A 15,406-nucleotide genomic window follows, 5' to 3' on the forward strand; every position below is an offset into this window, starting at 1 on the left:
CTGCCGGTAAGATCGTCCCTCGTGACTCCCGCCGAACTCTCCACGTCCTTGCTCGCCGTCGTCCAGGGCGTCCTCGAGCGCCGAGGCACCGTCGACGTGACGGTGACCGAGGGCGACGTGGCGCTCGAGCGGCCGAAGAACCGCGAGCACGGTGACTGGGCCTCCAACGTCGCCATGAAGTTCGCGAAACGCGTGGGCACGAATCCCCGCGAGCTCGCCACCGACATCGCGGCCGACCTGGCCGAGGTCGACGGGGTGGCCGACGTCGACGTCGCGGGCCCCGGGTTCATCAACATCCGGCTCGACGCGGCCGCCGCAGGACTGCTCGCGCGCTCGATCGTCGAGCAGGGCGAGGCCTACGGACGCGGCGACTACTACCGCGGCGTCACCATCGACCTCGAGTTCGTCTCGGCGAACCCCACCGGCCCGATCCACCTCGGCGGTGTCCGCTGGGCCGCGGTGGGCGACAGCCTGGCTCGCGTCTTCCAAGCGCAGGGCGCCCTCGTCACCCGCGAGTACTACTTCAACGACCACGGCGGGCAGATCGACCGCTTCGCCCGCAGCCTGCTGGCCAGCGCGCTCGGCGAACCCACCCCCGACGACGGCTACGGCGGGCAGTACATCGCCGAGATCGCGGCCCGCGTCCTGGCGACCTTCGACGGCGACGTGCGTGAGCTGCCCCGTGACGAGGCGCAAGAGCTGTTCCGCTCGGTCGGCGTCGACTTCATGTTCGCCGACATCAAGTCGTCGCTGCACGACTTCGGCGTCGACTTCGACGTCTACTTCCACGAGAACTCGCTGCACGAGTCGAGGGCCGTCGAGCGCGCCGTCGCCCGACTGCGCGAGCTCGGGCACGTCTACGAGGCCGAGGGTGCCACCTGGCTGCGCACCACCGAATTCGGCGACGACCGTGACCGGGTCATCGTCAAGAGCGACGGCGAGGCCGCCTACATCGCCGGAGACCTGGCCTACTACCTCGACAAGCGCGAACGCGGCTTCGAGCGCAACCTGATCATGCTCGGAGCCGACCACCACGGGTACGTCGGTCGCATGATGGCGATGTGCGCCGCCTTCGGCGACGAGCCCGGCGTCAACCTCGAGATCCTGATCGGGCAGATGGTCAACCTGCTGCGCGACGGTGAGCCGATGCGCATGTCGAAGCGCGCGGGGACCGTCGTCACGATGGAGGACCTCGTCGACGCGGTCGGAGTCGACGCCGGTCGTTACTCGCTGGTCCGCAGCCCGGTGAACAGCTCGATCGACATCGACCTCGACCTGCTCACCAAGCGCAGCAACGACAACCCGGTCTTCTACGTCCAGTACGCCCATGCCCGCACCCGCGCCGTCGCCCGGAACGCCGAGGCCGCCGGGGTCACGCGGGACGCGTTCGACGCGTCGCTGCTGACTCACGAGACCGAGAGCGCCCTGCTCGGGGCGCTCTCCGAGCTGCCTCGCGTCGTCGTCCAGGCCGCCGAGCTGCGCGAGCCGCACCGGGTGGCTCGCTACGTCGAAGAGCTCGCCGGCACCTACCACCGCTGGTACGACACCTGCCGTGTCACACCCCTCGGCGACGACGAGGTCACCGACCTGCACCGCACCCGTCTGTGGCTCAACGACGCGGCGGGCCAGGTCATCCGCAACGGCCTCGGCCTGTTGGGCGTCTCGGCACCCGATCGGATGTGAGCCCCCACGCCGCGCCTCCTCGGCCTCGACCGCAGGAGGCGCGGCGTGAGCGATCCTCGCCGGCCGGCTGACATGATGGCCCGATGAGCGACATCGACACCGACTTCTTCGAGGCCAAGCCCGTCGCCCGACGCCGGGGGCGTGGCTTCGGCATCTTCGTCTTCGTGCTCCTCGGCATCGTGGTGGTCCTCGGAATCCTCGCCGTCGTCGCCGACCTCGTCGTCCGGACCGTCGCCGAAGGCCAGGCCGAGAAGCAGATCTCGCAACAGCTCGGAGACGCCGCGGGCCCGGTCGACGTCCAGATCGGCGGGTTCTCGATGCTCTGGCAGCTCGTGCAGGGCAGCATCGACCAGGCCACCATCTCGTCCGCTGGGTCGTCGGACGGGCTCTCGTTCGATTTCGACGTGCGGGACGTCCCGACCGATTTGAGTGGTTCGACCGGTGCCATCAGCGGTACGGTCACCGCCGACGCGGCGACCGTCAACGGGCTGGCTGCCGTCCAAGAGAGCGGTGGAGCGATCTCGTTCGGCGACGGACAGGTCACCTACGCCCGCGACTTCACGATCCCGCTGGTGAACACGGTCGTCCCCGTGGACGTCGTCGCGACGCCCTCGATCACGGGCGAGGGTCGGGTCATCTCGCTCACGCCGACGACCGCGTCGCTGCGGGACACGTCGGTGTCGCTCGACCTCGCACCCTTCATCGGCGGCTACGCCTTCGACGTGTGCGCCGCGCAGTACCTGCCCCAGGGCACCACCCTGACCGGCGTCGCCGTCACGTCCTCGGCTGCGACGATCGACGTCGCGTCACCGGGCCTGCCCATCTCGTCGAGCGGCATCGGCAGCAAGGGGTCCTGCTCCTGACCTCGCGTCGCCGTCGAGGAGGTCCCGCCCGTGGCCGTCACGCCCGTCGGCGGTCGGTAGGCTCTGATGTCGTTCCCCGTCCTTCGAACCCCCGAGGTCCGCGTGTCCCCGAACCCCCTGGCCCCTGCCTGGCTCGTCGAGCCGGTCGACGCCGACGCCCTCGACCCGGCCGTCTGGTCGGCCTCGGCCCGGCGGTCCTCCGACGGTGAACTGGTGCTCGGCGGCGTCACCGTCTCCGAGCTCGTGTCGTCGTTCGGCACACCGCTCTACGTCCTCGACGAGGACGACGCCCGCACCCGGGCCGTCGAGGCCGTCCGGTCGTTCGAGCGCGAGGCGGCCCGCATCGGCACGAGGGCGACGGTCTACTACGCCGCCAAGGCGTTCCTCTCGGCCGAGGTCGCGCGGTGGGTCGCCGAGGCGGGCATGGCGGTCGACATCTGCACCGGCGGCGAGTTCGCCGTGGCCCTGGCCGCGGGCGTGGCCCCGGCCCGCATGGGGTTCCACGGCAACAACAAGTCCCTCGCCGAGATCGATCGGACGGTCGAGGCCGGCATCGGCACCGTCGTCCTCGACAACGCCGCAGAGGTCGGCCGGGTCGCCGCGGCGGCCGCGCGGCACGGTCGTGTCCAGCGGGTGCGTCTCCGGGTCAACTCGGGCGTCCACGCGTCCACCCACGAGTACCTCGCCACCGCCCGTGAAGACCAGAAGTTCGGCGTCCCCCTCGCCGACACCCCCGAGATCGTCCGGGCGATCCGCGAGCAGTCCTCGCTCGAGTTCGTCGGTCTTCACTCACACATCGGCTCGCAGATCTTCGGCTCCGACGGCTTCGCCGAGGCCGCGCGCCGTCTGCTCGCGGTGCACGCCGACCTGCTCGCGTCCGGGCCCGTTCCCGAACTCAACCTCGGGGGCGGCTTCGGCATCGCGTACACGAGTGCCGACGACGCCCGTCCGCTCGACGAACTCGCCGTCGCCCTGGCCGACATCGTCCAGGCCGAGTGCCTCCGGCTCGAGATCGACGTTCCCCTCCTCGCGGTCGAGCCGGGTCGAGTCGTCGTCGGGCCGGCCGGCACGACGCTGTACGAGGTCGGCACCATCAAGGACGTCACCGTCTCGTCCGACGACGGCAGCGCGGTGCGACGCTACGTCAGCGTCGACGGCGGCATGAGCGACAACGCGCGCACGGCTCTCTACGCGGCGGACTACTCGGTGCGCATGGCGAACCGCACCTCCTCGGCCCCGCCCGCTCTCGTGCGGGTCGCCGGGAAGCACTGCGAGAGCGGCGACCTCGTCGTGCTCGCCGACTACCTGCCCGGCGACGTCGCCCCGGGCGACCTGCTCGCCGTACCCGCCACCGGCGCCTATTGCCACAGTCTCGCCAGCAACTACAACCATGTCGGGCGTCCCCCCGTCGTGGCCGTGCGCGACGGCCGGGCCCGCGTCATCGTGCGGGGCGAGAGCGAAGCCGACCTGCTGGCCCGTGACGCCGGCCTCGACCGGGCGACCAGCGCCTCCTGACCCGTGCGAACTCCGCACGCCGACGACGAAGCACCCGAGAACGGACTGACATGATCGAATACCGCAACGTGAGGGTCGCCCTGTTGGGCGCCGGCTCGGTGGGGTCGCAGGTGGCGCGGCTGCTGCTCGAGCAGGGCGACGACTTCGCCGGGCGCGCGGGGGCCGGGCTCGAGCTCGTCGGTATCGGCGTGCGCGACGTCGACGCCCCCCGGGACGTCGACCTGCCGCGCGAGCTGTTCACGACCGACGTCGAGTCGCTCATCGTCGGTGCCGACATCGTCGTCGAACTGATCGGCGGACTCGAGCCGGCCCGGAGCTACGTGCTGCAGGCGCTGAACTCGGGCGCCGACGTCATCACCGGCAACAAGGCCCTGCTCGCGAGCCACGGCACCGAGCTCTTCGACGCGGCCGAGCAGGTGGGCGCTCAGGTCTACTACGAGGCCGCCGTGGCCGGGGCCATCCCGATCATCCGCCCGTTGCGCGACAGCTTGGCCGGTGACCGCGTCCAGCGCATCATGGGCATCGTCAACGGCACGACCAACTTCATCCTCGACCGCATGGACACCGACGGCTCGAGCCTCGAGGACGCGTTGGCGACGGCCACGGCCCTGGGCTACGCCGAGGCCGACCCCACGGCCGACATCGAGGGCTACGACGCCGCGCAGAAGGCGGCCATCCTGGCCAGCCTCGCCTTCCACACGGCCGTTCCGCTCGCGGCGGTGCACCGTGAGGGCATCACCTCCGTCACGCACGACCAGGTGGTCGCGGCGCGCAAGGCCGGCTACGTCGTGAAGATCCTCGCGATCTGCGAGCGTCTCGTCGACGACGAGGGAGTCGAGGGCGTGAGCGCCCGCGTCTACCCGGCACTGGTGCCGCTGAGCCACCCGCTCGCAGCCGTGCACGGCGCCAAGAACGCGGTCTTCGTCGAGGCGGAGTCGGCCGGAGACCTCATGTTCTACGGCGCCGGTGCCGGGGGAGTCGAGACCGCGTCCGCAGTCCTCGGCGACCTCGTGTCGGCCGCGCGTCGCCACGTCATCGGTGGCCCGGGCGTCGCCGAGTCCACCCACGCGAACCTCCCCGTCTTCCCGATCGGCCGCGTGTCGACCCGTTACCAGATCACCCTCGACGTGGCGGATCAACCGGGTGTGCTCGCCGAGGTCGCAGGAGTGCTCAGCGACCACGGCGTCAGCGTCCACAACGTCGAGCAGACGTCGGGTGCGACGCCGGGCGTCACGGTCGAGGGCGACCCCGTGGCCACCGCTACGCTGATCATCGGCACCCACCGGGCGCGCGAGTCCGACCTCGCCGCGACGGTGACCGCCCTGAAGAACGCCACGGTCGTGAACTCCGTCACGAGCGTGCTGAGAGTCGAAGGAGCCTGATGGCCCACCAGTGGCAGGGTGTCCTGCGCGAATACGCCGACCGTCTCGACGTCACCGACGCCACCCCGATCGTCACGCTCGGCGAGGGCGGTACGCCGCTCATCCCGGCTCCGGCACTGTCGGCCCGCACGGGTGCCAAGGTCTTCGTCAAGTACGAGGGGATGAACCCGACCGGCTCCTTCAAGGACCGCGGAATGACGATGGCCATCTCGAAGGCCGTCGAGCACGGCGCGAAAGCCGTCATCTGCGCCTCGACGGGCAACACCTCGGCCTCGGCCGCCGCCTACGCCGCGCACGCCGGAATCACCGCCGCGGTGCTCGTGCCCGAGGGCAAGATCGCCATGGGCAAGCTGAGCCAGGCCGTGGCGCACGACGGACAGCTGCTGCAGATCCAGGGCAATTTCGACGACTGCCTCGACATCGCGCGCGACCTCGCCGCGAACTACCCGGTGCACCTGGTCAACTCGGTCAACAACGACCGCATCGAGGGGCAGAAGACCGGTGCGTTCGAGGTCGTCGACGTCCTCGGCGACGCTCCCGACTTCCATTTCATCCCGGTCGGCAACGCCGGCAACTACACGGCCTACACACGCGGTTACCGCGAAGACCTCGAGATCGGACGCGCCACCAAGCTGCCGCGCATGTTCGGTTTCCAGGCCGCCGGCTCGGCTCCGATCGTCGCGGGCGAGGTCGTCAAGGCCCCCGAGACCATCGCCAGCGCCATCCGCATCGGCAACCCGGCCTCGTGGCAGCTCGCCCTCGAGGCACGCGACCTGACGGACGGCTGGTTCGGAGCCATCACCGACGAGGCGATCCTCGCCGCCCAGAAGATCCTCTCGGCCGAGGTGGGCGTCTTCGTCGAGCCCGCATCGGCCATCAGCGTGGCGGGTTTGCTCGAGCGGGCGGACGCCGGGGTCATCCCCGCCGGTGCCACCGTGGTGCTCACCGTCACCGGCCACGGCCTCAAAGACCCCCAGTGGGCCCTGCGTCGCCCGGACGGCAGCGACGTGCAGCCGACCGTGGTCGCGAGCGACACGGCCCAGGTGGCCGAGGTGCTCGGACTCGCACCGGCCTCTGCATGACCTCGGGGGTCGTCGGGCGTTCGGTGCTGGTCAAGGTCCCCGCGACCTCGGCCAACCTGGGCCCCGGTTTCGACACGCTGGGCCTCGCGCTCTCGCTCTACGACGAACTCGAGGTCACCGCCACCCGTGAGCCCGGCGTCCGGGTCGAGGTGTCCGGAGTCGGCGAGGGGCAGGTGCCCACCGACGGCTCGAACCTCGTCGTCCGGGCGATCGCCACCGCGTTCGCGTCGGTCGACGTCCCGCTGCCGGGACTGCACCTCCGGGCTCGCAACGCGATCCCGCACGGCCGCGGACTCGGTTCGTCCGCCGCCGCCATCGTCTCGGGCATCATGGCCGCCAAGGGGCTGCTCGACGGCACGGTCGACCTCGACTCGGCCGCGTTGCTCGCGCTGGCGACCGAGATGGAAGGGCATCCCGACAACGTCGCCCCGGCGTTGTTCGGCGGCCTCACGATCGCGTGGATGAACTCGCACGGCCCGTCGCACAAGCGACTTCTCGTGCACCGAGGGGTCTCGCCCGTGGTGTTCGTGCCCGAGTCGACCCTCTCGACCAAGCTCGCCCGCAGCCTGCAACCCGCCTCGGTTCCGCACGAGGACGCCACGTTCAACGTCTCGCGTTCGGCCCTGCTGGTGGCCGCCCTCGTCCAGAGTCCCGAGCTGCTGCTCGCGGCCACCGAGGACCGGCTGCACCAGAGCTACCGCGCCAGCGCCATGCCCGAGACCGACACGCTGATCCGCATGCTGCGCGACGCCGGTCTCGCGGCCGTCGTGTCGGGAGCCGGGCCGTCCCTGCTCGTGCTCGGCAGCGACCCGGCACAGCGCCTGTTCGCGGCCGATCTGGTGCGCGAACACGCCGTGTCGTCGTGGCGTCCTCTGATGCTGGCCGTCGATCTCAAAGGTGCTACAGTTGTGGCGCACCCGGTAGAAAACTCAGATTTCCTGGGCATCTAGCAACGTTCCCACCGTCACTCGTGGGGCAACCGCGTGGGGTCACAAGTCTTCGAGTCCCCGGGTCGCACATCCCGTAGTGCACATCTAGCAGTGTTCGTCTGCCGATCTGGTCGGCGCGCACCGCACCTCCCCGGCCTCCTGCTCATCCCGTGCAGAGCCCGCACAGGGCAGCCCCTCGGGGCGAACCCGCACAGTGCAGGCCTGAGGCCGCGAGGTGTGACCAGCTCTGCCTCGCCGATCAACGCGGGGGAGCGAAAGGAACCCATCACTCGTGACTGACGTCCAGAACGGCGCCGCTGCGCCGTCCACGCCCGAACTCACCGCCATGCGCCTGCCCCAGCTGCAGGCCCTCGCCTCGTCGCTCGGCATCAGCGGCATCTCGAAGCTGCGCAAGGGCGACCTCGTGGCCGCCATCGCGGCGAAGCAGGGCGAGGGGGCCGCCGCCGAGGTCGCCCCCCAGCCGACGCTCGACGGTGTCGTCGACGCCGGCGTCCCGGCCTCCGTCGAGACTTCCGTCGCCGAAGGCGTCGAGGCCCCTGCGGCCGAGACCGTCGCCGAGCCCACCGAGGCGCCCACCCGGGCCCGTCGTGGCTCGCGTCGTGCCACGTCCGCCGCCGGGGCCCCTGAGTCCCGTGCCGCCGGTGCGCACGTCAACGCCGGCGAGACCGGGGTCGCGCCGCTCGTCGAGGTGCCCGCCACCGAGGCCACCGCCGTCACGGCTCCCGTCCCCGCCGACGAGCAGTCGGCGACCGACCACTCCACGACCGAGCCCGTGGCCGCCCCCGAGCGGCCGTCTCGCCGTCGTGGCTCGCGACGCGCCTCCGACGCGTCCGTGGCTGCCGACGCGGCGCAGCCCGGTGCGTCGGTCGACACCCCGGCGGCAGACCCGTCGGTGTCCACCGAGACCACCCCGTCCGGGGCCACCGACGAGGTCGTCACCGACCAGCAGGGTCAGACCGACCAGGCCCAGTCCGAGCAGCAGAACGCCGACCAGCAGAACGGCGGCCAGCAGGGTGGCGGCCGTCGCAGTCGCAACCGCAACCGCGGCAAGGGCGGGCAGCAGGCCCAGACCGAGCAGAACGGCGGCCAGCAGAACGGCGGCCAGAAGGCCGACGGCCAGCAGCAGAACGGCCAGCAGCAGAACGGCCAGCAGCGCGGCGACCAGCAGCGCGCCGACCAGAAGGCCGAACAGCAGGCACAGCGTGAGGCCGGCGAGAAGAACGACGCCGCGCGGGGCGAGCAGGCCGGCAACGGTCCGCAGTCCGGCGGTCAGAACGACGAGGGCGGGCGTCAGGGTCGCGGCCGTCAGCGAGACCGCAAGCGTGGTCGTGGTGCCCAGAACGACGACGTCGAGCCCGAGATCGGCGAGGACGACGTCCTCATCCCCGTCGCGGGCATCCTCGACGTGCTCGAGAACTACGCCTTCGTGCGCACCACCGGCTACCTGCCGGGTGCGAGCGACGTCTACGTCTCGCTCGGCCAGGTCAAGAAGTACCACCTGCGCAAGGGTGACGCGGTCGTCGGAGCCATCCGTCAGCCTCGCGAGGGCGACCAGGGCCAGGGACGCCAGAAGTACAACGCGATCGTCAAGATCGACTCGATCAACGGTCAGCCCGTCGACGAGGCGGCCAAGCGCGTCGAGTTCAGCAAGCTGACCCCGCTCTACCCGCAGGAGCGCCTCCGACTCGAGACCGAACCGCAGAAGCTCTCGACCCGCATCATCGACCTCGTGTCGCCGATCGGCAAGGGCCAGCGCGGTCTCATCGTGTCGCCCCCCAAGGCCGGCAAGACCCTCGTCCTGCAGTCGATCGCCAACGCCATCGCGGTCAACAACCCCGAGGTGCATCTCATGGTCGTGCTCGTCGACGAGCGCCCCGAAGAGGTCACCGACATGCAGCGCACGGTCAAGGGCGAGGTCATCGCCTCGACGTTCGACCGCCCGGCCGAGGACCACACCACGGTGGCCGAGCTGGCCATCGAGCGTGCCAAGCGTCTCGTCGAGCTGGGCCATGACGTCGTCGTGCTGCTCGACTCGATCACTCGTCTCGGCCGTGCCTACAACCTGGCCGCACCGGCGTCGGGCCGCATCCTCTCGGGTGGCGTCGACTCGTCGGCCTTGTACCCGCCGAAGCGCTTCTTCGGTGCCGCTCGCAACATCGAGAACGGTGGCTCGCTGACCATCCTCGCGACCGCTCTCGTCGAGACCGGTTCGAAGATGGACGAGGTCATCTTCGAGGAGTTCAAGGGCACCGGCAACATGGAGCTCCGCCTCTCGCGCCACCTGGCCGACAAGCGGATCTTCCCGGCCGTGGACGTCAACGCCTCGGGCACGCGTCGCGAAGAGATGCTGCTCAGCCCCGACGAGGTCAAGATCACCTGGCGCCTGCGCCGGGCTCTCGCCGGTCTCGACCAGCAGCAGGCTCTCGAGATCGTCCTGCGCAACCTGCGCGAGACGCAGTCGAACGTCGAGTTCCTCGTCCAGGTCCAGAAGTCGGTCCCCGCCTCGAACGGACACGACTCGGGCCACAAGGAGCACTGAGCGTGTTCGAGTCGGTGGCCGTGCTGCTGGCCGAGCACGACGACCTGCAGACGCAGCTCAGCGATCCGGCCGTCCACGCCGACGCCGCGCGTGCCAAGAAGATCAACCGCCGCTACGCCGAGCTCAGCCGCATCGTGGCTGCTCACTCGGCGTGGCAGCAGGCGGGCGAAGATCTCGAGGCCGCGCGGGAACTCGCGAAAGAGGACGAGGCGTTCGCCGACGAGGTGCCCGCCCTCGAGCAGGCGCTCGACGAGACCCAGGAGCGACTGAGGCGCCTCCTGATCCCGCGTGACCCGGACGACGGACGCGACGTGATCATGGAGATCAAGGGCGGCGAAGGCGGTGCCGAGAGCGCCCTGTTCGCGGCCGACCTCCTGCGCATGTACCTGCACTACGCCGAGTCCAAGGGCTGGAAGTCCGAGATGATCGCGAGCGACGACTCCGACCTCGGCGGTTACAAGAACGTGCAGGTCGCGCTCAAGTCGAACGCGTCCGACCCCTCGCAGGGCGTCTGGGCGCACCTCAAGTACGAGGGTGGCGTCCACCGCGTGCAGCGGGTGCCGGCGACCGAGTCGCAGGGGCGCATCCACACCTCGACCACGGGCGTGCTCGTGTTCCCCGAGGTCGACGAGCCCGAAGAGGTCGACATCAACCAGAACGACCTCAAGATCGACGTCTACCGGTCCAGCGGCCCCGGCGGCCAGTCGGTCAACACGACCGACTCCGCCGTCCGCATCACCCACCTGCCCACGGGCATCGTGGTCGCGATGCAGAACGAGAAGAGCCAGCTGCAGAACCGCGAGGCCGGCATGCGCGTCCTGCGGGCGCGCATCCTGGCCCGGCAGCAAGAAGAGCAGGCGGCCATCGCGTCGGACGCCCGCAAGAGCCAGATCCGGGGCATGGACCGGTCGGAGCGCATCCGTACCTACAACTTCCCCGAGAACCGCATCGCCGACCACCGCACCGGCTACAAGGCGTACAACCTCGACGCGGTCATGGACGGCGCGCTCGACCCGGTGGTCGAGTCGTGCATCCAGGCCGACGAAGAGGCACGTCTCGCCGAGATCGGCGACACCGCGTCGTGACCGACGCGATCGCCGCTGCCTTCGACGGTGCGACGACGGTCGACGCCGCCCTCCGGGTGGCGTCGGCCGTCCTCGCCGATGCGGGGGTGCCGTCGCCCACCGTCGACGCCGAACTGCTGCTCGGTCACGTCACCGGCCTGGACAGGGGAGTGGTTCGCGCGCGGGCCGTCACCTCGGCACCCTTGACGGTGGACGAACACGAGGCGCTGGTCGCGGCGATCGTGCGCCGCGCCTCCCGCGAGCCCCTCCAACACATCACCGGGCGCGCGTCCTTCCGCCGTCTCGAGCTGCACGTGGGGCCCGGTGTCTTCGTGCCGCGGCCCGAGACCGAGGGTGTCGCACAGCTGGCCATCGACGCGCTGCGTGCCGTGCCCGACTCGTCACCGGTGGCAGTCGACCTCGGCACGGGCAGTGGGGCCCTGGCGTTGGCGATGGCCTCCGAGGTGCCCTCGGCGTCGGTGGTCGCGGTCGAGCTCTCCCCGGACGCCGCCGTGTGGACACGCCGCAACATCGTCTCGGTCGGGGCCGAGAACGTGCGGCTGGTGGAGGGCGACCTCTCCGACGCGGTGCCCGAACTCGACGGCACCGTCTCGGTCGTGGTGTCGAACCCGCCGTACGTGCCGACCGGCATGGTCCCTCGCGATCCCGAGGTGCGCCTCCACGATCCTGCGCTCGCGCTCTACGGCGGTGTGGACGGCCTCGACCTCGTCCGCGCCCTGTCCCTGACGGCCCGACGACTGCTCCGCCCCGGGGGAGTGCTCGTCATCGAGCACGGTGAGCTCCAAGGAGGCGCGATCCGCGACCTCCTGACGGCCGACGGTTGGCGCTCCCCGGCCACGCATCCCGACCTCACCGGTCGGGACCGGGCGACGACGGCGGTGCGCTGACCGGGTATTCCCGGTCCGTCGCACTATCATCGTCACGTCATGGCCACTTTTCACGACTGCTCCGTCGACTCCGAACTCCTCGCCGGCATGCGCATGGCGCGCGGCGCCATCGGGCGCGGCGAGCTCGTCGTCCTGCCGACCGACACGGTGTACGGCGTCGCGGCCGACGCGTTCGACCCGGCAGCCGTTCAACGGCTGCTCGATGCGAAGGGGCGCGGACGTCAGTCACCGCCTCCCGTGCTCATCAAGGGACAAGAGACGCTCGCCGCCCTCACCGACCGCGTGCCCGACGTCGTCCGTCCGTTGCTCGACGAGTTCTGGCCCGGGCCGCTCACGGTGATCTTCCGTGCGCAGGCGTCCCTGAGCTGGGACCTCGGCGAGACCCGGGGCACCGTCGCCCTGCGTGTGCCCAGTCACCGCATCGCCCTCGAATTGCTCGAAGAGACCGGCCCGCTCGCGGTCTCGAGCGCCAACCTGACCGGCCGTCCCGCTGCCGAGTCGGCGGGTGACGCACGTCGCATGCTGGGCGACTCGGTGTCGGTCTACCTCGACGACGGCCCCGTGGGCACCTCCTACGAACACCGGGCCGGCGCCAACACGGGTTCGACCATCGTCGATGCCACGGGCGGCGCCGACGGGGTGTTGCGCATCGTGCGCCACGGCGTCCTCTCCGACGCCGACATCACCCGCGTCGTCGGGGTCGACGCGCTCGCGTGAGGTACTACCTCCTGGCGCTGGCGATCTCGGCCGCGGTCAGCTTCGTCCTGTCCGTCGTCGTCTGGCGCGTGGGGCTCAAGTACCGCCTCTATCCCTCGATCCGAGAACGTGACGTCCACCAGACGCCGACGCCGCGCCTCGGGGGAATCGCGATGTGGGCCGGCATCGTCGTCGCGCTCCTCGCCGCCTGGTTCGTCTTCCCCCTCATCTCGGGCGTCGACTACTTCCGTCTCGTCTTCGCCGACGCGGGCCCCCCGTTGGCCATCATCGGCGCCGCCACCATCATCGTCGTCATCGGCGTCGTCGACGACCTGTACGACCTCGACTGGATGACCAAGCTGGCAGGGCAGATCATCGCCGCCGGAGTGCTGGCGTGGCAGGGCGTGCAACTCGTCTCGCTGCCCATCGGCGGCAGCCTGGCCATCGGGTCGCCCTACATGTCGCTCGTGCTCACCGTCCTCACCATCGTCCTGGTGATGAACGCCGTCAACTTCATCGACGGTCTCGACGGTCTCGTGGCCGGGGTGGCCATCATCGCGAACGGTGTCTTCTTCGTCTACAGCTTCGTCATCTCGCTCACCATCGGCCAGACCGAGTACTTCAATCTCGCGGCGCTGCTCTCCGCCGTGCTCATCGGGGCCTGCCTCGGCTTCCTGCCGCTGAACTGGCACCCGGCCAAACTCTTCATGGGTGACGCAGGCGCCCTGCTCACCGGCCTCGTCATGGCCACCAGTGCGATCTCGGTCACCGGCCAGATCGACCCGGCCGGCATCTCCCGGACCGCCCTGCTGCCCGCGTTCATCCCCATCGTGCTGCCCTTCGCCATCCTGATCGTCCCGCTGCTCGACTTCGGTCTCGCGGTCCTCCGTCGACTCAGCGCCGGCAAGTCCCCGTTCACCGCCGACCGCAAACACCTGCACCACCGTCTTCTCGACATGGGGCACTCACACTTCCAGGCCGTCCTGATCTTCTACGCCTGGACCCTCGTGGCGGCCGTCGGCGGCCTGATGTTCCTCTTCGTGAAGCCCACCTATCTGGTGGCGGTGTTCCTCGGTGTCGGACTGGTCGCCTGCACCGCCGCCACGTTGTCTCCCCTCAGCCGCCGCAAGAAGGTCGAGATCGCCGTCCAGACGACGCGAACGGGCGAACTCTCTGCGACGGAGTCCGACCGGTTCGACCCGCTGGACGCCGCCGCAGACGCCCTCGACCCGCACGACACCGACACAGCGGCCCAGGCCGCCGTGCCCGAACTGACGAACCCAAAGGACCACCCATGAACGCCGGCTCGATCTTCACCCAGATCTTGAAGTACACGGGCGTGCTCGCCCTCGTCATCGCTGTGGTCGGAGGCGGGCTCGGCTACCTCTTCGCAGGCCCCGACGGTCTCTGGAGCGCCCTCGTCGGGGTCGGCCTCGCGATCCTCTTCGCCGCGATCACGGCGGCCAGCATGTTGGTGGCCATCCGGTTCACCCTCGGGGCGTTCTTCGGCATCGTGATGGGCGCATGGTTGCTCAAGCTGATCATCTTCATCGTGCTGCTCGTCGTGTTGCGCGACCACCCGTTCGTGAACGACGTCGTGTTGTTCCTGGCCCTGGTCGTCTCGATCATCGGCACCCTCGCCGTCGACGCACTGGTGGTCGTGCGGGGCCGGCTCTCGTACGTCAGCGACGCGACGTTGCCGCCTGCACCCCAGGACTGACGCCCATGCGTGCACACGGTGAAAATACCTCGACCGATTCGTGCAAGCAACCATTACCTTGATAGGGTTGACGACGTTCCCCGGCCGCGTCTCTAGCGTGCACGGATGACAAACCCCACCAATCGTCGCGACACTTCAGGGTGCTCGCCCCGACACAGGAGATAGCGCTGATAGCGAACGCTGTGAACCTGCTCTCCGCTGCCGAAGCCGGCCACGGGGACGGGGGATTCCACGCCCCGACTCTTGACGAGTTCTTCCCTCCCGCCATCTTCTTCGAGGGCACCCCCTTCGAGCTGAACCGCATCATGCTGGTCCGTCTTTTCGCGATCGCCGTCATGTTGCTGCTGTTCTGGCTGGCCCTGCGCAAGGGACGGCTCATCCCGTCCCGTGGGCAGAGCATCGCCGAGCTGGGCCTCGACTTCGTCCGAATCCAGATCGTCGAGGAGATCCTCGGCGAGAAGCTCGGACGCAAATACCTTCCTCTTCTGGCGGCCATGTTCTTCGGCATCTTCGCCATGAACATCACGGGTATCATTCCCGGCCTCAACATCGCGGGCACCTCGGTCATCGCGATGCCGCTCTTGCTGGCCGTCGTCGCGTACATCATGTTCATCTACGCGGGCTTCCGCGAGGCGGGCGGGGCGACCTTCTTCCGCAACGCATTGTTCCCGCCCGGTGTGCCGTGGGTCATGTACATCTTGCTGACCCCCATCGAGTTCATCAACATCTTCATCGTCCGGCCGATCTCGCTCGCCCTGCGACTCCTTCTGAACATGATGGTCGGCCACCTGTTGCTGGTGCTCTGCTTCGCAGCGACGCACTTCTTCTTCTTCAGCATGAGCGGGGGCTTCATGGCCTTCGGTGCGCTCACCCTCATCGGTGGCTTCGTGATGACCATCGTCGAGATGGCCGTCGCCGTGCTGCAGGCCTACGTCTTCACGCTCCTCGCCTCGGTCTACATCCAACAGGCCGCGGCGAAAGAACACTAAATACAGACGACGCAC

The 15,406-nt window shown here is 69.7% G+C and carries 13 protein-coding genes; all 13 read left to right on the forward strand.

Annotated elements, in window-relative coordinates:
* Positions 1 to 21 precede the first annotated feature (21 nt).
* The 13 genes from argS (at position 22) to atpB (ending at position 15,391) form a co-directional block, all read left to right on the forward strand.
* Complete coding sequence (gene argS / locus HRF36_RS03515) at positions 22 to 1,683, forward strand: arginine--tRNA ligase (RefSeq protein ID WP_173206251.1); 1,662 nt, start codon at positions 22 to 24, stop codon at positions 1,681 to 1,683.
* Positions 1,684 to 1,766: 83 nt separating this feature from the next.
* A complete protein-coding gene (locus tag HRF36_RS03520) occupies positions 1,767 to 2,546 on the forward strand; it encodes a DUF2993 domain-containing protein (protein ID WP_173206254.1) in 780 nt (259 codons plus the stop codon).
* 66 nt (positions 2,547 to 2,612) lie between these two features.
* On the forward strand, positions 2,613 to 4,061 hold the full coding sequence (gene lysA, locus HRF36_RS03525; protein ID WP_217270859.1) for a diaminopimelate decarboxylase: 1,449 nt from the start codon (positions 2,613 to 2,615) through the stop codon (positions 4,059 to 4,061).
* Positions 4,062 to 4,111: 50 nt separating this feature from the next.
* The gene (locus HRF36_RS03530) at positions 4,112 to 5,443 is read left to right on the forward strand and encodes a homoserine dehydrogenase (protein ID WP_173206260.1); all 1,332 of its coding nucleotides are present in this window, start codon (positions 4,112 to 4,114) and stop codon (positions 5,441 to 5,443) included.
* A complete protein-coding gene (gene thrC, locus HRF36_RS03535; RefSeq protein WP_173206263.1) occupies positions 5,443 to 6,525 on the forward strand; it encodes a threonine synthase in 1,083 nt (360 codons plus the stop codon). Before HRF36_RS03530 ends, thrC begins: the two co-directional genes overlap by 1 nt.
* Complete coding sequence (gene thrB / locus HRF36_RS03540) at positions 6,522 to 7,475, forward strand: homoserine kinase (protein ID WP_173206265.1); 954 nt, start codon at positions 6,522 to 6,524, stop codon at positions 7,473 to 7,475. Before thrC ends, thrB begins: the two co-directional genes overlap by 4 nt.
* Before the next feature lie 271 nt (positions 7,476 to 7,746).
* Positions 7,747 to 10,014: a transcription termination factor Rho gene (gene rho / locus HRF36_RS03545; RefSeq protein WP_173206268.1), complete on the forward strand. Its 2,268-nt coding sequence runs from the start codon at positions 7,747 to 7,749 to the stop codon at positions 10,012 to 10,014.
* A 2-nt stretch (positions 10,015 to 10,016) separates the two neighbouring features.
* On the forward strand, positions 10,017 to 11,099 hold the full coding sequence (gene prfA / locus HRF36_RS03550; RefSeq protein WP_173206271.1) for a peptide chain release factor 1: 1,083 nt from the start codon (positions 10,017 to 10,019) through the stop codon (positions 11,097 to 11,099).
* A complete protein-coding gene (gene prmC, locus HRF36_RS03555) occupies positions 11,096 to 11,986 on the forward strand; it encodes a peptide chain release factor N(5)-glutamine methyltransferase (protein ID WP_371739989.1) in 891 nt (296 codons plus the stop codon). Before prfA ends, prmC begins: the two co-directional genes overlap by 4 nt.
* 39 nt (positions 11,987 to 12,025) lie before the next feature.
* On the forward strand, positions 12,026 to 12,703 hold the full coding sequence (locus HRF36_RS03560; RefSeq protein WP_173206276.1) for an L-threonylcarbamoyladenylate synthase: 678 nt from the start codon (positions 12,026 to 12,028) through the stop codon (positions 12,701 to 12,703).
* A complete protein-coding gene (locus HRF36_RS03565; RefSeq protein ID WP_173206279.1) occupies positions 12,700 to 13,980 on the forward strand; it encodes an MraY family glycosyltransferase in 1,281 nt (426 codons plus the stop codon). Before HRF36_RS03560 ends, HRF36_RS03565 begins: the two co-directional genes overlap by 4 nt.
* On the forward strand, positions 13,977 to 14,402 hold the full coding sequence (locus HRF36_RS03570; RefSeq protein WP_173206282.1) for a hypothetical protein: 426 nt from the start codon (positions 13,977 to 13,979) through the stop codon (positions 14,400 to 14,402). The genes HRF36_RS03565 and HRF36_RS03570 overlap by 4 nt, the downstream gene beginning before the upstream one ends.
* A gap of 182 nt (positions 14,403 to 14,584) precedes the next feature.
* Entirely contained in the window at positions 14,585 to 15,391 is an 807-nt protein-coding gene (atpB, locus tag HRF36_RS03575; protein ID WP_173206285.1) for a F0F1 ATP synthase subunit A, read from the forward strand.
* The last annotated feature ends 15 nt before the right edge of the window (positions 15,392 to 15,406 follow it).

It is taken from the genome of Frigoribacterium sp. VKM Ac-2836, from assembly GCF_013248995.1.
GTDB lineage: Bacteria > Actinomycetota > Actinomycetes > Actinomycetales > Microbacteriaceae > Frigoribacterium.